The sequence below is a fragment of the Pseudomonas sp. V88_4 genome, assembly GCF_029967985.1.
Taxonomy (GTDB): Bacteria; Pseudomonadota; Gammaproteobacteria; order Pseudomonadales; family Pseudomonadaceae; genus Aquipseudomonas; species Aquipseudomonas glycinae.
Genome location: NZ_JASCAF010000045.1, coordinates 40,304 through 65,929, shown reverse-complemented (window position 1 = coordinate 65,929; position 25,626 = coordinate 40,304). Strand labels below are relative to the sequence as shown.

Sequence of the window (25,626 nt, the reverse complement as noted above, 5' to 3'; positions counted from 1 at the left end):
AGCGCTCCAACAGCGCAGTGCTTCACCGATACGATTGCCTTTGCACATGGAGCTTTTATGAAATTTCTCGCACCGCTCGCCCTGCTGTCTTTCTGCGCAGTCCTCGCCGCCCCCGTGATGGCCGACGAAGACGCTCCGGGCCTGACCGGTTGTGCCGCCAAGAAGCAGGGCATCATCAATCAGATCGAACAGGCCAAGTCCCGCGGCAACGCCGACCAGCAGGCCGGTCTCGAAACCGCCCTGCGCGAAGTCACGGAACACTGCACCGACGCTGGCCTGAAGAAAGAACGCGAAAACAAGGTGCTCGACGCCAAGCACGAAGTGAGCAGGCGTCAGGCCGATCTGGACAAGGCCATGAAGAAAGGCGATCCGGAGAAGATCGACAAGCGCAAGAACAAGCTCGCCGAATCGCGCAAGGAATTACAGGACGCGCTGGACGAACTCGACAAATAAGAAAGCCAGGAATCACAGCCAAAAGCCGTGATTCCTTGAACATCAGTGGTCGCGAAACTCTTTATGGCAGGCACTGCAGGCATCTTCGACTTTCTGCACGGCAGGCCCCAGGTTACTGGCCTTGTAGGGTTGAACCTTGCTGGCGATCACCAGTTCACCGGTGGCCGCTTCAAGGGTGCGGGCCATTTCCTGGAAACGGGCCTGTTTCTGCCAGACATCGTCCCTGGCGCTGGTGTGATCTTCTTCGCGCACCTGCGGAAAATGTTTCCACGGCTCATGGGACAACGCATCGAGCTTGACCGCGCCTTCGGCGAATTTCGCTCCGTCGAACGGGATGCGCCCACGCAACATGCCACCCAGGTCTTCGCCGGTCTTGAGCATCTGCTTGAAGATCGCCTTGCGCTGGCCCAGCGGGGAATTCGGGTCGACGCCGCCACAGGCGGACAAGCTCAGACAGGCCAGCAATACAACAGAAATTCGTTTAAGAGTCATGGTGGCTTCAGGTCACGGAAATCGGCGGCCAGTATCCTCGCGTCACCGCCAAACACCAATAGCCCTATTAACAATACGGGTTGCTTGAGCGCATGGAGCACTTCTGCAACCGGCACAGGAAACTCTCCATGAACAGCCGTTTCAAGGCCTGGCGTCATCCGCTCATCGCTACCCTCCCGCTGCTGGCGATCCTCGCCGGCTGCACCGGTGGCGACAGCGCCAAGCCGAAAACCCACGCCCTGGCCACCTACTCCAGCGCCACCTGGGAAGCCCTGCCGGCGGTGTCCGATAGCGATCTGGTCGCCGGTTTCGGCTCCTGGCGCAGCGCCTGCACCCGGCTCAAGGCTGACCCGGTCTGGGGCCCGACCTGCGCGGCAGCTGCCAACGTGCCGCAGAGCGCTGGCGACATTCGTACCTTCCTCAAGCAGAACCTTGACGTGTTCGGCCTGCGCGCCGAGAACGACAATCCCAACGGCCTGATCACCGGCTACTACGAACCGGTGTACCCCGGCAGTCTGACGCAAACCGCCACCGCTAACGTGCCGGTGTATGGCGTGCCCGAAGACATGATCATTGTGTCGCTGGACAGCATTTACCCTGAACTCAAAGGCAAGCGTCTGCGAGGACGCCTCGAAGGTCGTGTGCTCAAGCCTTACGACGACGCGGCGACCATCGAGAGCCAGGGCGTCAAGGCGCCGGTCGTGGCGTGGCTGACCGATCCGATGAACCTGCAATTCCTGCAGATTCAGGGTTCGGGGCGAATTCAGACCGATGACGGCCGACAACTGCGCATCGCCTACGCCGACCAGAATGGTCATCCGTACCGACCGATCGGCCGTTGGCTGGTGGAACAGGGCGAGCTGAAAAAAGAAGACGTCACCATGGGTGCGATCAGCAACTGGGCCAAGGCCAACCCTTCGCGCATTCCGGAACTGCTGGCGAGCAACCCGAGCTACGTGTTCTTCACCCGCAACCCGGACAGCAACGAAGGGCCACGCGGCTCGCTGAACGTGCCGCTGACCGCCGGTTACAGCGCGGCTGTGGACCGCAAGGTGATTCCGCTGGGCAGCCTGTTGTGGCTGTCGACCACTCGCCCGGACGGCACGCCGCTGGTACGCCCTGTGGCTGCTCAGGACACTGGCGGCGCGATTGCCGGTGAGGTTCGCGCGGATCTGTTCTGGGGCACCGGCGATGCCGCCGGACAACTGGCCGGCGACATGAAGCAGCAAGGGCAGATCTGGATGCTCTGGCCGAAAGGCGCGGCGTTGCCGCAAGTGCCGCAGGTGGCCGACAAGCCGTAAGTACAATGCAAAAGATCGCAGGCCTCGTCAGCCTGCGATCTTTTCAGGTTCAGACCGAAACGAAGAAAAAGCTGGCAATCAGCGCCATCCCGACGAACCAGACCAACGAGCGCAAAGCCGCCCAGTCCGCCAGATAGCAAATGATGTAGAGCAGGCGACTGGTGATGAACAGCACCGCCAGCACATTGACCGTCACCAGCTCTGCCGTGCCCACCAGATGCGCGACGATCACCGCCGCCGCAAACGCCGGGGTCACTTCAAAGCTGTTCAGTTGCGCCGCATGGGCACGGCGTGCCACGCCATCCACGCTGTCCAGAAAGTCCCGGGGATCATGATTGTCCCGCAGTCTGAAACCACCCGAGGCCTTGGCCACGACGGTGCACAGATAGGGCAGAAAGATCGCGATCAACACACACCACAAAGCCACCGTCATAACGCCGTCCTTCTTTCGAGTTTTAGAATTGCCGGGCGGTCAGAGCTTCATCACCAGCATGCCGACCAGCACCAGCCCACAGGCTAAGAGCCGTGGCCGGCCGAAAGGTTCTTTCAGGTAACGCATGCCGAACAGCACCACCAGGATCACGCTGATTTCACGCAACGCCGCCGCTTCGGCAATCGAGCCCAACTGCATCGCCCACAGCACCAGAGCGTAGCTGAACAACACGCAGAACCCGACCGCCAGCCCCAGCTTCCATTGCTCGCGCCAAAACAGCTTGAACGCCGGCCTTTTCGCTACCCCCGCCAGCAACGGGAATGGCCAGGCACTGAGCAGCGTGACCCAGACCAGGTAATCCAGCGGATGCGACCAGCGCCGCAACGCCTGCCCATCGATGTAGGTGTAACAACCAATGCACAACCCAATCAGCGCCACCACCGGCAGCATCGCCCACGGCAAATGTTTCCCGCCGCCGCCCTGCCAGAGCAGGCAAGCCATGCCCAGCGGGATCAGCAGGATCCCGAAGATTTGCTGGGTGGTCAGCACCTCGCCGGCGAAGATCAGGGTCAGCGCCAGTACCACCAGCGGCGACAATCCGCGCATCAACGGATAGACCAGCCCCAGGTCGCCGACCCGATAGGCCTGGATCAACAGGTAGCGATAGAGCAGCTCGAACGCCGCGGACGCCAGAATCCACGGCCAGATTTCCGCCGGCGGCAGGCTGATGAAAGGCAACGCCAGCGCGACGAACAACAGCGCCACGCTGTCCATGCAGGCCACCACCAGCAGCCGTTCGGCGCTGAACTTGACCAACGTGTTCCACGCTGCGTGCAACAGCGCCGCCACCAACACCAGAGCTGTCGCCAGCACGTGCCACTCCTTTTTTCTTGTTGTTGAGCCTGAGCCAATTAGTCAGATTATTGATTCGCGATGTGTCAGCAGCTGTTTATACTGCACGCGACCACGCCGCACTCAGTTGCGCACAGATAAATTCCAATAATTTCTGCCTGCCCCGTTCTCGCCCGAGACCGGTCGCCGGCCTGCGTATGCCTGATCAAAGCGTCAAGACTACCGACAGAGACCTTGCGCATGCCACTCGCCTTGCTTGCACTCGCTGTTGCCGCTTTTGGCATCGGCACCACTGAATTCGTCATCATGGGCCTGCTGCCCGATGTCGCCCGCGACCTCGCGGTGAGCATTCCCCACGCCGGCCTGTTGATTACCGGCTACGCCCTGGGCGTGGTGTTCGGTGCGCCGATCCTGGCGATCGGCACCGCCAATATGCCGCGCAAGGCCACGCTGCTGGGCATGACGCTGATGTTCATCCTCGGCAACGTGCTGTGCGCGCTGGCGCCGAACTACGCGACACTGATGGCGGCGCGCGTGGTCACCGCACTGTGCCACGGGGCGTTCTTCGGCATCGGTTCGGTGGTGGCCGCCGGACTGGTCGCGCCGAACAAACGGGCGCAGGCGATTGCCATGATGTTCACCGGCCTGACCCTGGCCAACGTCCTCGGCGTACCGCTGGGCACAGCACTCGGACAGTACGCCGGCTGGCGCTCGACCTTCTGGGCGGTCTCGGTGATCGGAGTGATCGCCGCCCTCGCCCAGTGGCTGTGGTTGCCGAAACACATCCCGATGGACAAGGCCAACCTCGCCAGCGAATTCAAGGTGCTGGGCAAGGTCAACGTATTGCTGGCGCTGGGTATGAGCGTGCTCGCGTCCACCAGCCTGTTCAGCGTGTTCACCTACATCGCGCCGATTCTGCAGGACATCACCGGCGTCAGCCCTCACGGCGTGACCGTGATGTTGCTGTTGTTCGGTGTCGGCCTGACCGGCGGCAGCATGCTCGGCGGGCGCCTGGCCGACAGCCGTCTGTTGCCGTCGCTGGTGGGTGTCGCGCTAGCGGTGGTGGTGATTCTGGCGGCGTTCAGCCAGACCAGTCGCTCGGTGGTTCCAGCGGCGATCACGCTGGTGCTGTGGGGAATTTTTGCCTTCGCCCTGTGCCCGATTCTGCAATTGCTGATCATCGATCAGGCGCATGAAGCACCGAACCTCGGGTCGACCCTGAACCAGAGCGCCTTCAACCTCGGCAATGCCGCCGGCGCGTGGATCGGTGGACTGGTAGTAGCCAGCGGCGCGGATCTGGCGGACTTGCCGTGGACCGGCGCGCTGGTGGGCGTGCTGACCGTGCTCACGGCGCTGTTTTTCATCTACCTGCAACGTCGGGGTGTCGCTGCGGCCAATGTGTCCGGCTGATTTTCCCGGGGGACACGATTGTGTCCCCACCCGGCGTCAGCCCATCCAACCCTTGCGTCCATGAACGGGCGCGCTGTCTTCCACCCCCATCCAAAGGACCCCGGATGCTTGAACTCGTCGCCGCTTTCATCTGCCTCACCACCCTCCTCACCTTTGTGAATTTCCGCTTCATCGGCCTGCCTCCGACCATCGGCGTGATGGTTACCGCACTGATGTTTTCCCTGTTGCTGCAAGGCCTGAGCCTGCTCGGCTACCCCGGTCTCGAAGAGCGCGTACAGCAACTGATCGGTCAGATCGACTTCGGCGGTCTGCTGATGAACTGGATGCTCTCGTTCCTGCTGTTCGCCGGTGCGTTGCACGTGAACCTCAACGACCTGCGCAGCTACCGCTGGCCCATCGGCCTGCTGGCGACCTTCGGCGTACTGATCGCCACCGCCGTAATCGGCAGCCTCGCCTACTACATTTTTGCCCTGTTCGGCTGGCACGTGAGTTTCCTCTACTGCCTGCTGTTCGGCGCGCTGATTTCCCCGACCGACCCGATCGCGGTACTCGGCGTGCTGCGCACGGCCAATGCCTCGAAGCCGCTGAAGACCACCATCGTCGGCGAATCGCTGTTCAACGACGGCACCGCCGTGGTGGTGTTCACCGTGTTGCTGGGCATCGCGCAACTGGGCGAAACCCCGACTGTTGGCGCCACGGCCATGCTGTTCGTCCACGAAGCCGTTGGTGGTGTGCTGTACGGCGGGCTGATCGGTTATCTGGTGTACCTGATGATCAAGAGCATCGAGCAGCACCAGATCGAAGTCATGCTGACCCTGGCACTGGTGATCGGCGGTTCGGCGATGGCTACCGAACTGCACGTCTCGGCGCCGATTGCGATGGTGGTCGCCGGTCTGATCATCGGCAACCTGGGTCGCAACCTGGCGATGAACGACATGACCCGCAAATACCTCGACGGTTTCTGGGAACTGCTCGACGACATGCTCAACGCGCTGCTGTTCGCGCTGATCGGGATGGAGCTGTTGCTGCTGCCGTTCAACTGGTCGCACGTGGCGGCGGCAAGTCTGCTGGCGCTGGCGATTCTGCTGTCGCGCCTGCTCACCGTGGCCCCGGCCATCGTCTTGCTGCGGCGCTGGCGCACGGTGCCGCGCGGCACGATCCGGATCCTGACCTGGGGTGGTTTACGCGGCGGTGTTTCGGTGGCACTGGCCCTGGCCCTGCCGCTGGGCCCGGAACGCGATCTGCTGCTGAGCATCACCTACATCGTGGTGCTGTCATCGATCCTGTTGCAGGGCCTGACCATCGGCAAACTGGTCAAGCACGCAACGCGCGACGAGCCGGCGAGCGCTGCCGGGCCCGCGCACCATTGATCATTTCTTGATCTGCTGCGGATCGGGCTTTTCGGCCTGGTCCGCAGACTCTTTCGGAGCGCCGCTTTCACTGCGGATCTGCGCATGACTGATCAGGGCGAAGATGAAACTGCCGCCGATGATGTTTCCCGCCAGGGTCGGCCCGGCAAACACCGCCCAGAAGTCACTCCACGGCAACTCGCCGGCAAACACCAGATACGACACCTCTGCAGACCCCACCACGATGTGGGTGAAATCGCCCAGCGCCATGAAATAGGTGATGAGGATGATGATCCACATCTTCGCGCTCTCCATGGACGGAATCATCCAGACCATGGTTGCGATCATCCAGCCCGAAACAATGCCCTTGGCGAACATCTGACTCGCGTGGTTTTCCATGACCTTGCGGCCGATTTCGAGGAAGGCTACGTCAGTCTTGCTGTCGAAGATCGGCAGTTCGAGCATCACGTACGCCACCAGAATCGTCCCGCACAGGTTGCCGAACAGCACCACGGTCCAGAGCCGGATCAGCCGGCCGAAATTGGCCAGGGTCGGCTTGGTCATCACCGGCAGCACGGCAGTCAGGGTGTTTTCGGTGAACAGTTGCTGGCGGGCGAGGATCACCGCGAGAAAGCCTGCGCAGTAGCCGAAACTGGCGATCACCTTAAATTCATCGCCCTCGGGCAGACGCGAGTTGAGCAGGCCCATGCCCATCAGCGACAGGCCCATGGTCAGCCCGGCCGCGAGCGCCGACCACCAGAGCGCGGCGATGCTGCGCTCCAGCTCCTGGTCGCCCTGTTTGCGGATGATTTCATGCAGAACCGCCGCGCGGGGCGGCTGGTTTTTCTCGACTTCGTGCTGTTCCTTGGCCGAGAGATCGGGGGTCTTGCCGTCTGTTGGTGTGGTCATGGCGGGAAACCGGTGGCGGGGTCATAAGGCTACGACACGCGCCGATCGGCTTCCGTTCGCCGGTGTGACGCGATTACTCGGTAACGGGCACGTCATCCTTGAACTGGTCTTTGACGTACCTGATTTCGGTTCGCCCGTGCGGCGCCGGCAAGCCGTCTTCGCCGAGGTTGACGAAGACCATCTTCTCGACGGTCAGGATGCTCTTGCGGGTGATCTTGTTGCGCACTTCACAGGTCAGGGTGATCGAGGTCCGGCCGAACTCGGTGGCGGTGATGCCCAGTTCGATGATGTCGCCCTGGCGCGAGGCGCTGACGAAGTTGATCTCGGAAATGTACTTGGTCACCACGCGCTGGTTGCCCAGTTGAACGATGGCGTAGATCGCCGCTTCTTCGTCGATCCAGCGCAACAGGCTGCCGCCGAACAGGGTGCCGTTGGGGTTGAGGTCTTCGGGTTTTACCCACTTGCGGGTGTGGAAATTCATGGGGGGCGGCCTCCGAGTTGTTTGTGCAATAGGTTACGCCCCCAGCTTCAAGCTTCAAGCGACGAGCTGCAAGTTAAAAGCCGAGCCGCTGTTACTTGTCGCTTGCAGCTTGCCACTCGCAGCTCAAAGAAAGCTATAATCGCCCCCGTTTCAAAACGGTAACCTTCACTTGGTACCGTTTTCCCGCCACCTGTCCGAGGGGCGCTGCAGCAGGTTCAACCTGTCAGGCTCGGATGGGGCGTTGACCGGCTCAGGCCGGACACTAAACGCACAACGGCGCCCATTCGCATACATTACGAATGGAGGCTCTCATGAGCGCTGTTATCACGCCTGCAGATTTTAACGATTACAAAGTTGCCGACATGTCCCTGGCTGCCTGGGGTCGTCGCGAAACCATCATCGCCGAGTCGGAAATGCCGGCCCTGATGGGTCTGCGCCGCAAGTACGCTTCCGAGCAGCCTTTGAAAGGCGCAAAAATCCTCGGCTGCATCCACATGACCATTCAGACCGCCGTGCTGATCGAAACCCTGGTTGCCCTGGGTGCCGAAGTGCGCTGGTCGTCCTGCAACATTTTCTCGACTCAGGACCAGGCCGCTGCTTCCATCGCCGCTGCCGGCATCCCGGTTTTCGCCTGGAAAGGCGAGACTGAAGAAGAGTACGAGTGGTGCCTGGAGCAGACCATCCTGAAAGATGGCCAGCCATGGGACGCCAACATGATCCTCGACGACGGCGGCGACCTGACCGAGCTGCTGCACAAGAAATACCCACAGGTTCTGGACCGTGTTCACGGCGTGACCGAAGAAACCACCACCGGCGTGCACCGTCTGCTGGACATGCTGGCCAAGGGCGAGCTGAAGATCCCGGCCATCAACGTCAACGACTCGGTGACCAAGTCCAAGAACGACAACAAGTACGGCTGCCGTCACAGCCTGAACGATGCGATCAAGCGTGGTACCGACCACCTGCTGTCCGGCAAGCAAGCGCTGGTCATCGGTTACGGTGACGTGGGCAAGGGCTCGGCCCAGTCCCTGCGTCAGGAAGGCATGATCGTCAAGGTCTCCGAAGTCGACCCGATCTGCGCCATGCAAGCCTGCATGGACGGTTTCGAACTGGTTTCGCCGTTCATCGACGGTATCAACGACGGCACCGAAGCGAGCATCGACAAAGCGCTGCTGGGCAAGATCGACCTGATCGTGACCACCACCGGTAACGTCAACGTTTGCGACGCAAACATGCTCAAAGCCCTGAAGAAGCGCGCCGTGGTTTGCAACATCGGTCACTTCGACAACGAAATCGACACCGCTTTCATGCGCAAGAACTGGGCATGGGAAGAAGTGAAGCCACAGGTACACAAGATCCACCGTACCGGCGCTGGCTCGTTCGATCCACAGAACGACGACTACCTGATCCTGCTGGCCGAAGGCCGTCTGGTGAACCTGGGCAACGCCACCGGTCACCCGAGCCGCATCATGGACGGTTCGTTCGCCAACCAGGTGCTGGCGCAGATCTTCCTGTTCGGCCAGAAGTACGCCGACCTGTCGCCAGCCCAGAAAGCCGAGCGCCTGACCGTTGAAGTACTGCCGAAGAAACTCGACGAAGAAGTGGCCCTGGAAATGGTTCGCGGCTTCGGCGGCGTGGTCACTCAACTGACCAAGCAACAGGCTGACTACATCGGCGTGACCGTCGAAGGCCCGTTCAAGCCGCACGCTTACCGCTATTAAAAGCAGCTGCGAGCTTCAAGCTGCAAGCTGCAAGTAGAAGCGGTTGGTTTACTTGCTGCCTGCGGCTGTCGCTGGCTACTTCATCGTCATTATGCAGCCGCTGGCCGCAAGCTTCAGGTGCAAGGTTTGGGCGCTCCGCTCTCTTGCAGCTTGAAGCTTGCAGCTCGTAGCTGGAGGTCCCCTCCGATGTCCCAAGACCGTCGCTACAGCTTCGAGTTCTTCCCGACCAAGACCGATGCTGGGCATGAAAAACTGCTCGCCACTGCGCGTCAGCTGGCCACCTACAACCCTGACTTCTTTTCCTGCACCTACGGCGCGGGCGGTTCGACCCGTGACCGCACGCTGAACACCGTTCTGCAGCTGGAGAGCGAAGTCAAAATCCCCGCCGCACCGCACCTGTCGTGCGTCGGCGACAGCAAGGACGACCTGCGCGGCCTGCTGAACGAGTACAAGGCTGCCGGCATCAAGCGCATCGTCGCCCTGCGCGGTGACCTGCCGTCCGGCATGGGCATGACCAGCGGCGAGCTGCGTCACGCCAATGAGCTGGTTGAATTCATTCGTGAAGAAACCGGCAATCATTTCCACATCGAAGTCGCCGCCTACCCGGAGATGCATCCGCAAGCGCGCAACTACGAAGACGATCTCGCCAACTTCGTGCGCAAGGCCCGCGCCGGCGCCGACAGCGCGATCACCCAGTACTTCTTCAACGCCGACAGCTACTTCTACTTCGTCGACCGTTTGCAGGCGCTGGGCGTGGACATTCCGGTGGTGCCGGGGATCATGCCGATCACCAACTACAGCAAACTCGCGCGCTTCTCCGATGCCTGCGGTGCGGAAATCCCGCGCTGGATCCGCAAGCAGCTCGAAGCCTACGGCGATGACAGCCAGAGCATTCAGCGCTTTGGCGAACAGGTCGTCACGGAAATGTGCGAACGCCTGCTGCAAGGCGGCGCGCCCGGCCTGCACTTCTATTCCATGAACCAGGCCGAACCGAGCCTGGCGATCTGGAACAACCTGAAGCTGCCGCGCTAAAAAGACGTAAACGCAGAACCAGAAGATCGCAGCCACGACGGCGCCTACAGCGCTTTCGCCGCTGCGATCTTTTGCTTTTAACGCCCGAAACAGAGCTTCTGCGGCCACTTTCTGGCTCTTTCCGGTTTCTCGTCGTAATCTCAAGCCATGCCTTTGATCACGCAGTTATTCGCCGTGCTGGTTTTTGCTTGCCTGAGCTTTGCCGCTCGGGGCGAGAAGCTGCGTATCGTCACCGAACCGTGGGCGCCGTACGTCTATGAACAAGACGGCAAGAACCTCGGCCTGGACTACGAAACCACCGCCATCGTGTTCAAGCGTTTGGGCATCGAAGTCGAATGGCAGTTTTTGCCGTGGAAACGCTGCCTGTCGATGCTCGAAACCGGCCAGGCCGACGGCGCACTGGACATCTTTCACAGCGACGAGCGCGACGCCACCCTGCTCTACCCGAGCGAACCGTTGTCGGACGTCGAGTTCGTAATGTTTTACGCCAACGAGCGGCCGCATCCTTTTCGCAGCCTCGAAGACCTCAAGGGCCTGACCATCGGCACCTCGCCGGGCTATCTGTACAGCCCCGACTTTCGCGAATCCACCCTGTTCACTCGGGAACCGGCCCCGACCCACGAAGCCAATTTCGGCAAACTGGTGCGCGGGCGCATCGACCTGCTGATCACCGATCGCCGCGTGGGCCAGCACTTGCTGGATGAATTGGACATTCGCGACAAGATCACGGAAAACCCCACGGTCATCAGCCGCCAGAGCCAGTTTCTGGCCGTGCGGCGCAATGCCGGGATGGATTTGCTGGTGCAGCGCTTCGGTGCCGAACTGAAGCGTTTCAAGCGCGAACCGGCCTATGCCGAGCTCAGCGCCCGCTACGGCGCGGCCCCCGCCCTGACGGCGCCGCTGGGCAACGCCACCGCCAGCGGTAAAACCGTTGAGCAGCAGGAAAGCGGCGCGCAGTGATTGCTCTGTTATACTCCGGCGTTCCCGCCAGGCTCACGCCCGGACGCCCGGAACCGTAACAGGCCTCCCGACCCGCTACAGCGCAGCTTTTCAGCCCGCGCGAGCGCTCCGGACGTGCCTTCGGAACCGCAGCAGGACCGGACGGGATTGCGTCCTCTTAAACGCCATTCGCGCCAGGCAAGACTCCCATTGGGCCAAGCCCTAACTAAAACAGGATTACTCATGTCCTTTGCTTCCCTCGGTCTCTCCGAGGCTTTGGTCCGCGCTATCGAAGACGCGGGCTATACCGAGCCTACTCCGGTGCAACAGCGGGCCATTCCCGCCGTGTTGCAAGGTCGCGACCTGATGGTTGCGGCTCAGACAGGTACTGGTAAAACCGGCGGTTTCGCCCTTCCGATCCTAGAGCGGCTGTTCCCCAACGGTCACCCGGACAAATCCCAGCGTCACGGCCCGCGCCAACCGCGCGTGCTGGTGCTGACCCCTACCCGCGAACTCGCGGCGCAGGTTCACGACAGTTTCAAGATCTACGCCCGCGACCTGAAATTCGTCAGCGCGTGCATCTTCGGCGGCGTCGGCATGAATCCGCAGGTTCAGGCGATGTCCCGTGGCGTTGACGTGCTGGTGGCGTGCCCCGGTCGTCTGCTCGACCTGTGCGGCCAGGGCAGTGTCGATCTGTCCCACGTCGAAATCCTCGTGCTCGACGAAGCCGACCGCATGCTCGACATGGGCTTCGTCCACGACGTGAAGAAAGTCCTCGCCCGTCTGCCGGCCAAGCGCCAGAACCTGCTGTTCTCGGCGACCTTCTCCAAAGACATCACCGACCTTGCCGGCAAACTGCTGCACAACCCGGAACGCATCGAAGTGACGCCGCCGAACACCACGGTCGAGCGCATCGAACAACGCGTCTTCCGTCTGCCAGCCAGCCACAAGCGTGCGCTGCTGGCGCACCTGATCACCGCCGGCGCCTGGGAACAGGTGCTGGTGTTCACCCGCACCAAGCACGGCGCCAACCGTCTGGCCGAGTACCTGGACAAACACGGCCTGCCGGCTGTGGCGATCCACGGCAACAAGAGCCAGAACGCCCGCACCAAAGCCCTGGCCGACTTCAAGGCCGGCGAAGTGCGCATTCTGGTTGCCACCGACATCGCGGCACGCGGTCTGGACATCGACCAGTTGCCACACGTGGTCAACTTCGAACTGCCGAACGTCGATGAAGACTACGTGCACCGTATCGGCCGTACCGGCCGGGCCGGTCGTTCGGGCGAGGCGATCTCGCTGGTCGCACCGGACGAAGAAAAACTGCTGAAAAGCATCGAACGCATGACCAAGCAGAAAATCGCCGACGGCGACCTGATGGGCTTCGATGCCAGTACCATCGAGGCCGAGAAGCCTGAAGTTCGCGAGCGTCCGGACATGCGCAACCCGCGCAATGCCCGCGGCCCACGCGGTGACGGCCCGAATGGCGGCGGCGGTGGCGGCGGTCGTAAAGACAAAGGCAAAGACAAGGGCAAGGAAAAACCGGCCGGCGAACGTGGCGAGCGTCCAGCCCGTCAACAGAAGCCGCGCGAAGGCACCCCGGCCCGCGAACAGCGCCAGCCAAGCCAGCCGCCACGCGCCGCTGCTGATCGCGCTCCGGACGAGTTCCTCGACGACGATATCGATAACTTCGGTAACCGCGTCGACTACGTGCCGAAGCAGGCTCCGACCGGTGGTCGCAACCGTCGTCCAGGCGCTCCGGCGCAAGGCGCAGGTTCGGGCGCACCCCGCGGCGGTCAGTCGCAAGGTCGCCAGAACGGCCCGCGTAACAGCAACGGCTCGAGCACCGGCACGCCGCCAGGCAAACGCAGTGGCCCACGCAACGGTGCACCGCGTGACGGCCAGGGTCGCCGCGACGAAAACTCGCGCAACCGCCGCCCGGCCCGTGATGATCAGCAACGCGCTGAACCGGCCGTGCAGAACCCGCGCAGCAGCGGGCCGAAGATCATGCACAAGGAATCGAAAGCCGACCGCTTCCCGACTCCGGAACAGCTCGATCAACTGCCAAGCCGTCCACGCGGTGAAAAACCGGCCTTGCTGACCCGCAATCGCTGAGTTTTCGACTGCAATGAAAAATGCCCCGGCCTGAAAACCAGGGCATTTTTTGTGCGCCGCTGAAACGAAAGTGACGGCAGGCAATAAAAAACGCCCCCGGTCGCAAGACCGGGGGCGTTTTTGTATGGCTGGCGAAAATTACTTCGCTTTGACACCTTCGAACGAGATGTACAGGTCGACTTTGTCAGACTGTGGACCCAGGTCCATCATCTTGCCGAAATCAGAGCGCTTGATGCTGGTAGTGCCTTCGAAGCCGGCACGGTAGCCGCCCCATGGATCCTTGCCTTCACCCAGGAAAGTGGCCTTGACCACGATCGGCTTGGTCACGCCGTGCAGGGTCAGGTCACCGGTCACGTCGGCAGTGTCTTTGCCATCGGCGTTCTTGCCGGTGGACTTGACGCTGGTGGAGACGAACTTGGCATCAGCGTATTTGCCCACGTCCAGGAAGTCTTTGCTGGAGATGTGCTTGTCACGCTCGGCGTGGTTGGTGAACACGCTGGCGGTCTTCACGTCGAACTCGATCTTGCTGTCTTCAGGCTTGGCGGCGTCGAAGCTGAACTTGCCGCTGATGTCCTTGAAGGTACCGGTGATGTAGCTGTAGCCCAGGTGGCTGATCTTGAAGTCGACGAAGGCGTGCTGGCCTTCTTTGTCGACTACGTAGTCAGCGGCCATCACATTGGCGGACAGGACGGCAGAGCCGATTGCCAGAGCGGCCAGAGTCTTTTTCAACATGCTTTGTTTTCCTTTGGAGTCGAGGTTGAACATCAGGCTTTGCGTCCCAGCATTCGTGTCAGGGTCGCATCACGATCGATAAAGTGGTGCTTCAATGCTGCCAACGCATGAAGGCCGGAAAAAATTACCAGCGCCCATGCCAGGTACAGATGAATCACACCGGCGGTATCTGCCTGATCCGGTAGTCCGGAAACCAGTGCAGGAACTTCAAACAGGCCAAACACCGGAATCCCGACACCGTCTGCGGTGGAAATCAGGTAACCGGCAATCATCACGGCGAACAGCGCAAGGTAGAGAAACCCATGGCCGAACCTGGCGCCGATGCGGGTCATGCGGCTGTAGCTCTGGAGCGTTGGCGGCGGTGGGCTGACAAAGCGCCACAACACCCGCAACACCATCACAGCCAACAGCACCAGACCGATGCTCTTGTGCAGATCCGGCGCGTCTTTGCGCCAGGTGCTGTAGTAATCCAGCCCCACCATCCACAGACCGAGCGCGAACAGCCCGAAGACCGCCAGTGCCACACCCCAGTGCATGAAGATGCTGACCCAACCGTAGCGCGAAGAAGAGTTACGTAGCTGCATTGCCCAAATCCTGTGAGAACTGCGAACCAAGACTAGCGAGTTATCTATCGAATTAAAGCGGAAAATTTCGCTTTGAAATATCGAGAAATACGATCAAGAGTCTTGAACAGGGGAGTTAAGGAAAGATTAAAGACAAAAGTGTGGCGGGATGTTGTGAATCACGGGCAAAAAAAAGCGCGGCCTGAAAGCCGCGCTTTTTCATTCACCGCAAAGCCTTACTGCGCTTTGGTCTCGGTGCTTGCCGCCGGTTTGGCCGCTGGCTTCTTCGCCGGTTCAGCTTTTTTCGCCGCTGGTTTGGCCGGGGCTTTTTTCGCCTCGGCCTTCGCCGCAGGCTTCTTCGCTGCTGGCTTGGCTGCCGCTTTTTTCGCCGGCTCGGCTTTCACCGGGGTCGCTGGCTTCGGTGCTTCCACCGGAGCTGGCGCAGGAGCCGGGGTCGGTGCAGGCGCTGGAGCGGCTGGAGCAGGTGCCGGCTCTGGTGCTTTCACTGGCTCTGGCTTCTTGTCGTCGTCCGAACCGCCGAACAGGTTGGTGAAGAAGTTGCCTTTCTTCGCCGCTACTGCCGCGCCCGCACCCGCTGCTGCGGCGGTGGCCGCTGTCGGGCCGACCTTGACCGGCTCAAACGATTTGCCCGCCGCCAGGTCTTCAACCTGACTGGCTGCACGTTGACCGGTGCGCAGTGCGCCTTCCAGGGTGCCCGGGTACAAGGTGTCGGTGTGTTCGCCGGCAAACGCTACGCGCTGCAACGGACGCTCCCACAGGCGCCAGAATTTGCTGATCTGGCCTGGGCCGAAGGCGAGGTAGGAACCGCCGGTCGACGGGTCGGTGCTGTAGCGACGGATTTCATAACCGGTGAATGCGCCACGGGCCTGTGGATAAAACGCGTGCAGACGGATCAGCACCTGATCGACCATCTGCTTGTCGCCGAAGGCCTGCATGACGCGAGCGTTGTCGCCGGACAGGTTGATCACCACGTTGGCGCCGCCCTTCAGGGCCGGCTCGATCCACAACATGCCAAGGCCGGTGTTGCTGTAGATCTCGCCCGACATCCGCGCCTTGCTTTCCCACACCGGTGTCTTGAACTTCAGCATGATCTGGTCACGCCAGCCGTAGTTGGTGCCTTTGATCGCGGCCAGGTGCTGGGCGTCCAGCGCCGGGGTCAGCTGGATCTTGTTGAGGGCGCGCAACGGCACCGCCAGCACCACATAATCGGCCTGGTAGCCGACGCTGCCGACCTTGACGGTCACGCCGTCCTTGTCCTGGGTGATGGCAGATACTGGCGAGTTGGTCTTGATGGTTTTCAACTGTTTGACGAAGGCCTGGGCCAGCACCGGGCTGCCACCGACCAGACGCGAAGCGCGCAGGTCACGGTCAGACACGCCGCGGTACACCCGGCTCTGCTGCGCGAAGTACAGCAGCGAAAGGCGCGAAGGCTCGTCGTAATGGGTGCGGATATCCTGGTTGATCAACTGACGCGCGGTGGCCGGCAGGTTCTGCTTGTCGAGCCAGCTCGAGACGTTGATCTGGTCCAGGGCGTGCAGGGTGTTGGTCGCCGCCGGATTTTGCGGATCGTCGATCGAGCGCGCCAGATCGTCACGGGTTTTCTCGTAGCGCTTCAGCGCTTCGGCCGTGGCAGGTTGTTTGGTGGTCAGGTCGGCGGCGGAGAAATACTCGCCATCGATCAGGTAACCCGGGGTCCGAACGAATTCAGGGGCCGGCGTGGTGCTCAGCTTGAACGTCGAAACGTACTTGTTCAGCACCGGTTGAGTCTTGTCGTTGCCGATCCACTCGCTGGTGGCCATGCCCGAGCGACCGCCCAGGCTCGGTTTGGCTTCGAGCAGCGTGACCTGCCAGCCCTTGTTCTGCAGTTCGTAGGCCGCCGTCAGGCCCGACAGGCCGCCGCCGATCACGATTGCGGTTTTATCCTTGGCCAGCGCCGTAACGCTGAACAGCCCCAACACCACCAGCGCACAGGCGCGCAGCCAACCGACAGACATTCAGCGAACTCCGGAAATACAAGTAGGAAAAAGCAGTTTTGCGGGTCAGACGACCCAAAGAACCGCGAAGAATACGTCAGCCATCAAAACGCCGCCAGCGACGTCTATCGGCCCATACAAAGTAGCTCAATCGACACAATGGGTTGTTCCGGCGCGACGCATTGCATAGGCTTGCGCGATTGTTTGCCCGCGCCTGACGCGAGCCGCCTCGAGGAGACTGAACATGGGCCTGAACAACCAGTGGATGCAACGCGATCTCGCGGTGCTGTGGCATCCCTGCACCCAGATGAAAGACCACGAACAGCTGCCGCTGATCCCGATCAAGCGCGGTGAAGGCGTCTGGCTCGAAGACTTCGAAGGGAAGCGTTATCTGGACGCGGTCAGCTCCTGGTGGGTCAACGTGTTCGGCCACGCCAACCCGCGCATCAATCAGCGCATCAAGGATCAGGTCGATCAGCTGGAACACGTGATTCTGGCCGGTTTCAGCCATCAGCCGGTAATCGAGTTGTCCGAGCGTCTGGTGAAGATGACGCCGGAAGGCCTGAACCGGGTGTTCTACGCCGATAACGGCTCGTCCTGCATCGAAGTCGCGCTGAAAATGAGCTTTCACTACTGGCTCAACCGCGGCCAGCCGAACAAGAAACGCTTCGTCACCCTGACCAACAGCTACCACGGCGAGACCATGGCGGCGATGGCGGTCGGTGACGTGCCGTTGTTTACCGAAACCTACAAAGCCCTGCTGATGGACACCATCAAGGTGCCGAGCCCGGATTGCTACTTGCGCCCGCAAGGCATGAGCTGGGAAGAACACTCGCGCAATATGTTCGCGGCCATGGAACAGACGCTGGCGGAAAATCATGACAGCGTCGCGGCCGTGATCGTCGAGCCACTGATCCAGGGCGCGGGCGGCATGCGCATGTACCACCCGGTGTACCTCAAGCTGCTGCGCGAAGCTTGCGATCGTTACGGCGTGCACCTGATCCACGACGAAATCGCCGTCGGCTTCGGCCGCACCGGGACGATGTTCGCCTGCGAACAGGCCGGCATCCGCCCGGACTTCCTGTGCCTGTCGAAAGCCCTGACCGGCGGTTATCTGCCGTTGGCCGCGTGCCTGACCACCGACGAGGTGTACAGCGCGTTCTACGACGATTACCCGACCCTGCGTGCGTTCCTGCATTCGCACAGCTACACCGGCAACCCGCTGGCATGTGCGGCGGCTCTGGCGACCCTGGACATCTTCGAACAGGACAACGTGATCGAAAACAACCGGGCGCTGACACAGCGCATGGCCTCGGCCACGGCGCATCTGGTGGATCATGCGAATGTTTCGGAAGTCCGTCAGACCGGCATGGTGCTGGCGATCGAGATGGTCAAGGACAAGGCATCGAAAGAAGCCTATCCGTGGCAGGAACGTCGCGGTCTGAAGGTGTTCCAGCATGCGCTGGAGCGTGGCGCGTTGCTGCGTCCGCTGGGCAGCGTGGTGTATTTCCTGCCGCCGTACGTGATCACACCGGAGCAGATCGACTTCCTCGCCGAAGTCGCCAGCGAAGGCATCGACATTGCCACTCGCGACAGCGTCAGCGTGGCGGTACCGAAGGATTTCCATCCAGGGTTCCGTGATCCGGGCTGATCTATTTCACTTAAGCTTCAGCGGTGACCGGACTACCGTCATCGCTGGCGAGCCAGCTCCCCCAGGTTCTGCGCAAAACCTTGTGGGAGCTGGCTTGCCAGCGATGGGGCCGCCAGACTTTTACAAATTTTACAGAGACCCCGCATGAGACTGTCCCGCTTCTTTATCGACGCCCCGCTCAGCACCGGCGAACACGAACTGCCGGAAGCCCAGGCGCATTACATCAGCCGCGTGCTGCGCATGGCCGAGGGCGATGCGGTGCAGTTGTTCGACGGCTCCGGCCACGAGTTTCGCGGATCGCTGGTGGAGGTCGGCAAGAAACGCGTGGTGGTGCAGATCGACGAGCAGCTTGCCGGCCAGGTCGAATCGCCGCTGCAGATCCACCTCGGCCAGGGCCTGTCCCGGGGCGAGCGGATGGACTGGGCGATCCAGAAAGCCACCGAACTGGGCGTGACCGAAATCACCCCGATCTTCAGCGAGCGCTGCGAAGTCCGCCTCAAGGACGAACGCGCCGACAAACGCCTGCTGCACTGGCGTCAGGTGGCGATCAGCGCTTGCGAGCAATGCGGTCGTTCGCGAGTGCCGGTGATTCATCCACCGGTGCTGCTGGCCGACTGGCTGAAGCAGACCCAAGCCGAGCTGAAACTGGTGCTGCACCCGGTGGCCGAGCCGTTGGTCAGCCATGCCAAGCCATCGACCCTGGCGTTCCTGATCGGCCCCGAAGGCGGCCTGTCCGACGCCGAAGTCGAGCAAGCCAAGGCCAACGGTTTCCACGCCGCCCGCCTCGGCCCGCGCGTGCTGCGCACCGAGACCGCGCCGGTTGTGGCACTGGCGGTGGCGCAGCAACTGTGGGGTGACTTCTAACCCGTCACTGCACCGGATCACTGGTTGGTCTGGCGATGATTGCCTTGAGTTCGCTGGTCATCGGGAACTCAAGGTTCAAGCCCTTCGGCGGGATCGGCTGTTCGAACCACTTACGGTAGATCCCGTTGATCTCCCCAGAGCTGTACAGGTCGGCCAACACGCCGTTGACCAGCGCGAGGAACTGCGGATCATCCTTGCGCACCATGCAGCTGTAGATTTCCCGCGACTGCTCCTCCCCCACCACGACCCAGTTGTGCGGATCGCGCGCCTTGGCCCGCTCGCCGTAAAGCAGTGCATCGTCCATGTAGAACGCCGCCGCACGTCCCGATTGCAGCATCTGGAACGCCTCGCCGTGATCCTTGGCGCTGATGACGAACATGTTCAGTTTGTGGTCGAGGTTGTAGCTCTTCAGATAACGCTCGTTGGTGGTGCCGGCGGTAGTCACCACGTTCTTGCCGCGCAGGTCATTGAAGCTTTTGATGCCGCTGTCCCTGGCGGTCAGGAGCTGACCTTTGACGTAGATGAAACCGTAGGAGAACGCGACCTGTTTCTGCCGCTCGGCGGTCACCCCGGTGGAGCCGCATTCAAGGTCGACCGTGCCGTTCTGTACCAGGGGAATTCGCGTCTGCGAGGTGACCAGGTTGTACTTCACCTTCAGCTCCGGCAGCGCCAGTTGCTGCCTGATGCGCTCGACGATCTTGTCCGCCAGTTCCACCGAATACCCCATCGGCTGCCCGGTGTGATCGCCCACATACGAGAACGGCACCGACGCATCGCGATAACCCAGGGTGATGCTGTTGGCGCTGGCGATCTTGCCGAGCGTACCGGTCAGCGGCACTTCATGGGCCTGCGCCTGAGCGCCGAAAACCAGTGCCAGAGTGCAGCCGAGCAACGTGATTTTTTGCATTGTTATTCTCCGTTGTGGGTGGGGTGTTTTAGCAGAAACCGTCACGCCGCACTGGGATTGAACCCGTGCAGATCAATGGATGTGCGCTGCTGGCCAATCAGTTCACTCAGCAATTGCCCGCTGCCGCAGGCCAGGGTGAAACCGAGCGCGCCGTGGCCGAGGTTGAACCACAGATTGCGATACGCGGTGGCGCCCAGCAGCGGAACGCCGGTGGGGGTGGCCGGGCGCATGCCGGCCCACTCCACGGCCGCATCGTAGTTGCCAGCGTCGGGAAAGGTGTCGCGGGCCTGACGCTTGATCAGCGCCAGCCGCTCGGGGTCCACCGCCGGATCAAAACCGACGATGTCGACCATCGCCGCCACGCGCAGTTGATCGCCGATACGTGCATAGACGATCTTGCGGTCGTAGTCGGTGATGCTCACGTCCGGCGCCCGATGCTGGTTGCCGATCGGCACGGTCAGGCTGTAGCCCTTCAGCGGGTACAACGGCAGGCGCAGGCCGGGCAGCGCCAGCATCGGGCTGCGATGGCCGGCGGCAATCACCAGTTGTTCGACTGGCAGGGTTTCGTCGCCAAGTTCAATGGCCGTGACCGCGCCGTGGCTGTGGCGAATGCCGGTGACTGCCTGACCAAGGCGAAACTCGCAGCGCCCCGACGCCTTCAATCGCGCCGCCAGCTGCTGGCAGAAGCCGTGACAGTCGCCGACTTCTTCATCCGGCGTGTAGATCGCGCCTACAAACGGCGCATCGGTCAGTGCCGGTTCCAGTTGCGCACATTCGGCGGCGGACAACACCTGCTGTTGCTGCGGATCGGCCAGACCGTTGCGTGCATGCTCGAAGCTGGTGGCGTTGCGGAAGGTCACCAGTTTGCCGTTACGCCGCCAGTTGAAACCGACCAGTGCGTCGTCCTCGCGCCAGCGTTTCAGGATGCTCTGGCTGAACAGCGCCAGACGCAACAGATGCGCAGCGTTCTCACGGTTGACCGAGGTGCGGCACGCGGCGAGAAACGAGGCCATCCAGCGCCACTGCGCCGGGTCCAGGCGCGGGCGCAGCTTGAGCGGTGAGTCGCCGCGCAGCATCCAGCCGATTGCCTGCAACGGCACGCCGGCATCGGCCAGCGGCGCAACGTAGCGATACGACAACTGGCCGCCATTGGCGAAACTGGTTTCACTGCCCAGCGACTGCCGCGCCTCGACCACCGTCACCTCGAAGCCGTCCCGCACCAGCGCCCAGGCCGTTGCCAACCCGATCACGCCGCCGCCGATGATGCACACACGCTGAGCCATGTCCGTCCTTAATGCTGTTTGAAGACGAGGCCGAGATTAGGGTGAGGTGACAGGCGCCGAACAATGAATAAAGATGCCAGACCTATAAAAAAAGGTTATGGGATCTTCATGCGCCTTCGTCATATCGAGATTTTCCAGGCCATCCGCCAGACCGGCTCGGTCAGCGCCGCTGCGCAGTTGCTGCACGTCTCGCAGCCTGCGGTGACCAAGGTGCTGCAGCACGCCGAGCAGCAGCTGGGCTTTCCGTTGTTCCTGCGGGTGCGCGGCAAGTTGCAGGCGACTCCGGAAGCGCTGGAACTTGAGCGCGAAGTCGATAAGGTCACCGAAAGCCTGCAAAGCGTGCGGCGTCTGGCGCAGAGTCTGCGCCGCGAACCCGGCCACAGCCTGCGGATCGGCGCGACCCCGGCGCTGGCGCTGTCGTTGCTGCCGCCGGCGATCCGGCAATGGACGGCGCAGTTTCCGGACATCGCCTGCGAACTGTCGAGCGCCCACAGCCGCGAGCTGATGCAGAACCTGCTGATGCGCGAAGTGGACGTGGCCCTGACGTTGCAGTTGCCGGATCATCCGGGGCTGAAGGCCCAGGCATTGGCTTCGGGGGTGCTGGTGGCGCTGGCACCGCAAGGTTATTGGCCGCAGGAAGAGGCCGGTCAGCCGTTGCCGCTGATGGCGTTGGCGGGAGCGCCGCTGATCGGGCTGTCCAGTGCCGACCCGCTGGCAGCGCGCCTCGATAGTTATCTCGAAGCGGTCGAACCGCCGCCGCGTGTGCGGATCGCCGTGCAGACTTACTCGCTGGCGCGGGCGATGGTTGAATCCGGGGCTGGCGTGGCGGTAATCGACCCGTTCACGGCGCTTGGTGCTTCGCCGACCGGCACCGTAATCCGCCCACTCGCCCCGCCGCTGCCGATCACGCTGTACGCGGTGACCCGCGCCACCGAACCGCCGCCGCATACCCTCGACGATCTGTTGCAGATATTCAGCAGTCGCGCACAGATACAACTGCAAACCCTGGTCCCTGTGGGAGCTGGCTTGCCAGCGATTGCGGTGGCCCCATCAACACATGAGTGACTGACACTCCGTCATCGCGGGCAAGCCCGCTCCCACAGGATTTGGGCTGTTCTAAAGGACGTAAAACAGAATCGCCACAAAGTGCAGCAGGCTCCCGGCGATCACAAACAGATGCCAGATCCCGTGGGCATGCCGCAACCGATGGTCGAGGGCAAAGAAAATGATCCCCACGGTGTACAACACACCGCCCGACGCCAGCCAGGCAAATCCCGCCGTCCCCAGCACGGCGATCAGCGGTTTGACCGCCACCAGCACGATCCAGCCCATCACCGCGTAGATCACGATCGACAGGATCCGTGCTTCCGAACGTGGCTTGATCTCTTGCAGAATGCCGATCAGCGCCAGCCCCCAGACAATCCCGAACAACGTCCAGCCCCACGGCCCGCGCAGGGTCACCAGGCAGAACGGCGTGTAACTGCCGGCGATCAGCAGGTAGATCGAAAAGTGATCGACCTTCTTCATGATCGCTTTCTTGCGCCCCCGCACGCTGTGGTACACGGTGGACGCGCTGTAGAGCACCAGCAACGTAAAGGCATAAATCGCCACGCTGACGATCTTCCACGGGCTGCCGTCGAGGCTGGCGATCACCAGCATCCAGACACCCCCGACAAACGCCGCTACCGCCCCGACCAGATGCGTCCAGGCGTTCAGTTTTTCTCCGTGATACATGTGTCGCACACCTCGATTTCGTTACCGCAACGCGCAAGGCTCGGGCCTTGAGCGTAAAAGCGCAATGTTTCCGTTCAACGCGGGCCTGCACCTGTCCTGATATTTGGGCACAATCGAGCGATACCAAGAAGAGTCCGCGCCATGCTGATCGACGAAGAATTGACCCTGAAGAAACTTGAGGTGTTCCTCGCCTTCATGCGTACCGGCAACCTCGCCCGGGCCGCCGCCGAATTGCAGACCAGCAACGTCAGCGTGCACCGCGCGATCCATTCGCTGGAAAGCGCCCTGCGCTGCCCGTTGTTCAAACACGAAGGGCGCAACCTGACGCCACTGGAAAGCGCTTACGTGCTCGAAGAGCGGGCGCAGAAGCTGATTCAGGACGTGGTCGAAAGCGTGCGCCTGACCCGCGAAGCCGCCGGGTTCTCGGCTGAACGCTTCAAGCTCGGCTCGCTGTATTCGCTGACGGTGAAGACCGTGCCGCAGCTGATCATGGGCCTGAAGATCCGCCGCAGCGAACTCAATATCGACCTGATCCTCGGCTCGAACATCGACCTGCTCTACAAGCTGAAAAACATGGAAGTCGACGCGATCCTGGTGTCGCTGGACGACACCGTCAACGACCCGGACTGCGAGCAGATCCCGCTGTTTTCCGACGACATCTTCCTCGCCACCCCGGCCGATTCGCGCTTCGCCCAACGCAGCGAAGTGGACCTGGCCGAGGTGCGCGACGAAACCTTCATCACCCTGACCCAAGGCTTCGCCACCCATCAGGACGGTATTCGGGTGTTCAGGCAGGCGGGGTTCGAGCCGAAGGTGGCGATGCAGGTCAACGACATCTTCACCCTGCTGAGCATGGTCAGCTCCGGGGTCGGTTATGCGTTGCTGCCGGGGAGGATTGCGGCGGTGTACGAGAATCGGGTGAAGCTGATTCCGTTGCAGGAGAAGTACCGGTTGCAGCAGCACATCGGGGTGGTGTTTTTGAAGGCCAAGGAGCGCGATCCGAATCTGCTGGCGTTGCTGGCGGAGTGTCGGATGTATGCCAATCGCCAGGCCTGAAACCGAGTCGCCTGCATCGCTGGCAAGCCAGCTCCCACAGGGATTTGTGCTGATTCGGAAATCTTCTTACAACACAAAACCTGTGGGAGCTGGCTTGCCGGCGATGGCGTCAGACCCGACAACCCAGAATCCGAAAGTCAGCCCACAATCCCGCGCACGATGAAGAACAGCAGCGAAGGCCCCAGCAGGCAACCAAGCCCGGTGTGGAAAGTAGCGGTCAACGCCCCATAAGGCACCAACCGCCGATCCGTCGCTGCCAGCCCCGCCGTCACACCGCTCACCGTCCCGGCCAACCCGCCAAACACCATCGCCGAGCGCGGGTTATCCAGGCCCATCCAACGCGCCGCCACCGGTGTGCCGACCATCACCAGAATCGCCTTGATCAAGCCGGTGGCAATCGACAGCGCCATCACATCCGAGGTCGCGCCAATCGCTGCGCCGGTCACCGGGCCGACGATGTAAGTCACCGCACCGGCGCCGATGGTGGTCATGCTCACCGCATCGCGATAACCGAACGCGTAAGCCATGCACGCACCGACAATGAACGGCAGGATCGTGCCCAGCAGCAGCGCAATCACGCCAATCATCCCGGCCTTTTTCGCTTCAGTGGCCTGCACCTCAAACGCTGTGGCGACAATGGCGAAATCCCGCAGCATCGCGCCGCCCATCAGGCCGATGCCGGAGAACAGCGTCAGATCCGCCAGGCCCTTCTGCCCGCCGGTCATGGTGCCGCCGACCCAGGCCAGCACCAGGCCGATGACGATGGCAATCGCCGAGCCGTGAATTCGCCCGAAGGTCAGGCGTTTGGAGAGGATCACCGAAACCCACATGATCACGCCGACGAAGGCGAACGCGGTGATCAGACCGTTGTGTTCCAGACCTTTTTCAATGAGATCCCACATGTCAGCGACCTCCTACCGGTGTGCCGACCGGGGAGATTTCCGCCGGTTCGTCGGGCAACGGTTCGCCCTTGTGGGTACGGCTGATCAGGGCAATCGTGCAGCCACAGACCAGCACCGAACCGATCGCCGCCAGCACCGCCACCGGGCCACCGTGCAGGGCGGTGACGACGTTCTGTTGCGCGGCCATCGCCACCACCACCGGAATGTACATGGCGCCCCAGAAGCCGACGCCCATCTCGCAATCCTTGGTCATGCCGCCGCGTTTCTGCATCCACAACCGCGCGCAGATCAACAGGATCATGGCGATGCCGACCCCGCCGACGTTGGATTTGACGCCCAGAAGAACACCGAGCATGTCACCCATGATCACCCCTGCCAGCGTACAGATCGCCAGCAGCGCCACACCGTAAATAATCATTGTTGTAGTCCTCAAAGTGCATCGTCGAATTGTTTTTG

General features: G+C 61.8%; 25 protein-coding genes and 1 riboswitch. Of the genes, 12 read left to right on the top strand and 13 right to left on the bottom strand.

The window, feature by feature from the left end; genetic code table 11:
* Positions 1-57: 57 nt before the first annotated feature.
* Positions 58-453 (top strand): DUF1090 domain-containing protein, encoded by a 396-nt coding sequence (locus QLG12_RS23965; protein ID WP_039767970.1) that lies wholly within the window; start codon positions 58-60, stop codon positions 451-453.
* A 42-nt stretch (positions 454-495) separates the two neighbouring features.
* Here the strand turns inward: QLG12_RS23965 and QLG12_RS23960 are convergent, their stop codons facing one another.
* The gene (locus tag QLG12_RS23960) at positions 496-945 is read right to left on the bottom strand and encodes a cytochrome c (protein WP_197867237.1); all 450 of its coding nucleotides are present in this window, start codon (positions 943-945) and stop codon (positions 496-498) included.
* Positions 946-1,073: 128 nt separating this feature from the next.
* Here QLG12_RS23960 and QLG12_RS23955 point away from each other — a divergent pair, with 128 nt between their 5' ends.
* Positions 1,074-2,246: a murein transglycosylase A gene (locus QLG12_RS23955; RefSeq protein WP_197867236.1), complete on the top strand. Its 1,173-nt coding sequence runs from the start codon at positions 1,074-1,076 to the stop codon at positions 2,244-2,246.
* A 49-nt stretch (positions 2,247-2,295) separates the two neighbouring features.
* Here the strand turns inward: QLG12_RS23955 and QLG12_RS23950 are convergent, their stop codons facing one another.
* Positions 2,296-2,679 (bottom strand): MAPEG family protein, encoded by a 384-nt coding sequence (locus QLG12_RS23950; RefSeq protein ID WP_064380149.1) that lies wholly within the window; start codon positions 2,677-2,679, stop codon positions 2,296-2,298.
* Between the two features lie 39 nt (positions 2,680-2,718).
* Positions 2,719-3,552 carry an EamA family transporter gene (locus tag QLG12_RS23945; protein WP_282475332.1) on the bottom strand — a complete coding sequence of 278 codons (834 nt, stop codon included), beginning with the start codon at positions 3,550-3,552 and terminating at the stop codon, positions 2,719-2,721.
* 219 nt (positions 3,553-3,771) lie between these two features.
* On the opposite strand from QLG12_RS23945, the gene QLG12_RS23940 reads away from it, so the two are divergent.
* Positions 3,772-4,941: an MFS transporter gene (locus tag QLG12_RS23940; RefSeq protein ID WP_282475331.1), complete on the top strand. Its 1,170-nt coding sequence runs from the start codon at positions 3,772-3,774 to the stop codon at positions 4,939-4,941.
* A 104-nt stretch (positions 4,942-5,045) separates the two neighbouring features.
* Complete coding sequence (locus QLG12_RS23935) at positions 5,046-6,311, top strand: sodium:proton antiporter (protein WP_282475330.1); 1,266 nt, start codon at positions 5,046-5,048, stop codon at positions 6,309-6,311.
* On the opposite strand, the gene QLG12_RS23930 is transcribed toward QLG12_RS23935, so the two are convergent.
* The gene (locus QLG12_RS23930) at positions 6,312-7,199 is read right to left on the bottom strand and encodes a formate/nitrite transporter family protein (protein ID WP_236192179.1); all 888 of its coding nucleotides are present in this window, start codon (positions 7,197-7,199) and stop codon (positions 6,312-6,314) included.
* A gap of 73 nt (positions 7,200-7,272) precedes the next feature.
* Positions 7,273-7,680 carry a hotdog domain-containing protein gene (locus QLG12_RS23925; protein ID WP_011336338.1) on the bottom strand — a complete coding sequence of 136 codons (408 nt, stop codon included), beginning with the start codon at positions 7,678-7,680 and terminating at the stop codon, positions 7,273-7,275.
* A gap of 190 nt (positions 7,681-7,870) precedes the next feature.
* Positions 7,871-7,969, top strand: a riboswitch (S-adenosyl-L-homocysteine riboswitch).
* 22 nt (positions 7,970-7,991) lie between these two features.
* On the opposite strand from QLG12_RS23925, the gene ahcY reads away from it, so the two are divergent.
* The 4 genes from ahcY (at position 7,992) to QLG12_RS23905 (ending at position 13,484) form a co-directional block, all read left to right on the top strand.
* Positions 7,992-9,401 (top strand): adenosylhomocysteinase, encoded by a 1,410-nt coding sequence (gene ahcY / locus QLG12_RS23920; protein WP_039767963.1) that lies wholly within the window; start codon positions 7,992-7,994, stop codon positions 9,399-9,401.
* Positions 9,402-9,587: 186 nt separating this feature from the next.
* Positions 9,588-10,433 (top strand): methylenetetrahydrofolate reductase [NAD(P)H], encoded by an 846-nt coding sequence (gene metF, locus QLG12_RS23915; RefSeq protein ID WP_007959683.1) that lies wholly within the window; start codon positions 9,588-9,590, stop codon positions 10,431-10,433.
* Between the two features lie 147 nt (positions 10,434-10,580).
* Positions 10,581-11,393: a transporter substrate-binding domain-containing protein gene (locus QLG12_RS23910; protein ID WP_197867231.1), complete on the top strand. Its 813-nt coding sequence runs from the start codon at positions 10,581-10,583 to the stop codon at positions 11,391-11,393.
* A gap of 222 nt (positions 11,394-11,615) precedes the next feature.
* Positions 11,616-13,484: a DEAD/DEAH box helicase gene (locus QLG12_RS23905; RefSeq protein ID WP_011336342.1), complete on the top strand. Its 1,869-nt coding sequence runs from the start codon at positions 11,616-11,618 to the stop codon at positions 13,482-13,484.
* 138 nt (positions 13,485-13,622) lie between these two features.
* On the opposite strand, the gene QLG12_RS23900 is transcribed toward QLG12_RS23905, so the two are convergent.
* The 3 genes from QLG12_RS23900 to QLG12_RS23890 all read right to left on the bottom strand — a co-directional run bounded on the left by QLG12_RS23900 (position 13,623) and on the right by QLG12_RS23890 (position 16,794).
* Positions 13,623-14,216 (bottom strand): YceI family protein, encoded by a 594-nt coding sequence (locus tag QLG12_RS23900; protein WP_039768113.1) that lies wholly within the window; start codon positions 14,214-14,216, stop codon positions 13,623-13,625.
* Between the two features lie 32 nt (positions 14,217-14,248).
* Entirely contained in the window at positions 14,249-14,800 is a 552-nt protein-coding gene (locus tag QLG12_RS23895; RefSeq protein ID WP_119427560.1) for a cytochrome b, read from the bottom strand.
* Between the two features lie 215 nt (positions 14,801-15,015).
* A complete protein-coding gene (locus QLG12_RS23890) occupies positions 15,016-16,794 on the bottom strand; it encodes a flavin monoamine oxidase family protein (protein WP_197867229.1) in 1,779 nt (592 codons plus the stop codon).
* Positions 16,795-17,017: 223 nt separating this feature from the next.
* Here QLG12_RS23890 and QLG12_RS23885 point away from each other — a divergent pair, with 223 nt between their 5' ends.
* Positions 17,018-18,424, top strand: coding sequence for an adenosylmethionine--8-amino-7-oxononanoate transaminase (locus QLG12_RS23885; protein ID WP_282475329.1), 1,407 nt, complete (start codon positions 17,018-17,020; stop codon positions 18,422-18,424).
* Positions 18,425-18,568: 144 nt separating this feature from the next.
* Complete coding sequence (locus QLG12_RS23880; protein ID WP_282475328.1) at positions 18,569-19,288, top strand: 16S rRNA (uracil(1498)-N(3))-methyltransferase; 720 nt, start codon at positions 18,569-18,571, stop codon at positions 19,286-19,288.
* Between the two features lie 4 nt (positions 19,289-19,292).
* Here QLG12_RS23880 and QLG12_RS23875 read toward each other — a convergent pair whose 3' ends face one another.
* Together QLG12_RS23875 and QLG12_RS23870 are read right to left on the bottom strand one after the other, a co-directional pair.
* Positions 19,293-20,195 (bottom strand): transporter substrate-binding domain-containing protein, encoded by a 903-nt coding sequence (locus tag QLG12_RS23875; protein WP_282475327.1) that lies wholly within the window; start codon positions 20,193-20,195, stop codon positions 19,293-19,295.
* 41 nt (positions 20,196-20,236) lie between these two features.
* A complete protein-coding gene (locus QLG12_RS23870) occupies positions 20,237-21,478 on the bottom strand; it encodes a D-amino acid dehydrogenase (RefSeq protein ID WP_282475326.1) in 1,242 nt (413 codons plus the stop codon).
* Positions 21,479-21,586: 108 nt separating this feature from the next.
* Here QLG12_RS23870 and QLG12_RS23865 point away from each other — a divergent pair, with 108 nt between their 5' ends.
* On the top strand, positions 21,587-22,543 hold the full coding sequence (locus tag QLG12_RS23865) for a LysR family transcriptional regulator (protein ID WP_282475325.1): 957 nt from the start codon (positions 21,587-21,589) through the stop codon (positions 22,541-22,543).
* A gap of 51 nt (positions 22,544-22,594) precedes the next feature.
* Here QLG12_RS23865 and QLG12_RS23860 read toward each other — a convergent pair whose 3' ends face one another.
* Positions 22,595-23,212, bottom strand: a complete 618-nt coding sequence (locus QLG12_RS23860; RefSeq protein WP_282475324.1) for a hemolysin III family protein — start codon at positions 23,210-23,212, stop codon at positions 22,595-22,597.
* A gap of 141 nt (positions 23,213-23,353) precedes the next feature.
* Here QLG12_RS23860 and QLG12_RS23855 point away from each other — a divergent pair, with 141 nt between their 5' ends.
* Entirely contained in the window at positions 23,354-24,268 is a 915-nt protein-coding gene (locus QLG12_RS23855) for a LysR substrate-binding domain-containing protein (RefSeq protein WP_282475323.1), read from the top strand.
* A gap of 137 nt (positions 24,269-24,405) precedes the next feature.
* On the opposite strand, the gene madM is transcribed toward QLG12_RS23855, so the two are convergent.
* Positions 24,406-25,170 (bottom strand): malonate transporter subunit MadM, encoded by a 765-nt coding sequence (gene madM / locus QLG12_RS23850; protein ID WP_007953314.1) that lies wholly within the window; start codon positions 25,168-25,170, stop codon positions 24,406-24,408.
* A 1-nt stretch (position 25,171) separates the two neighbouring features.
* Positions 25,172-25,588, bottom strand: a complete 417-nt coding sequence (madL, locus tag QLG12_RS23845) for a malonate transporter subunit MadL (RefSeq protein ID WP_064380127.1) — start codon at positions 25,586-25,588, stop codon at positions 25,172-25,174.
* Positions 25,589-25,626: the final 38 nt, after the last annotated feature.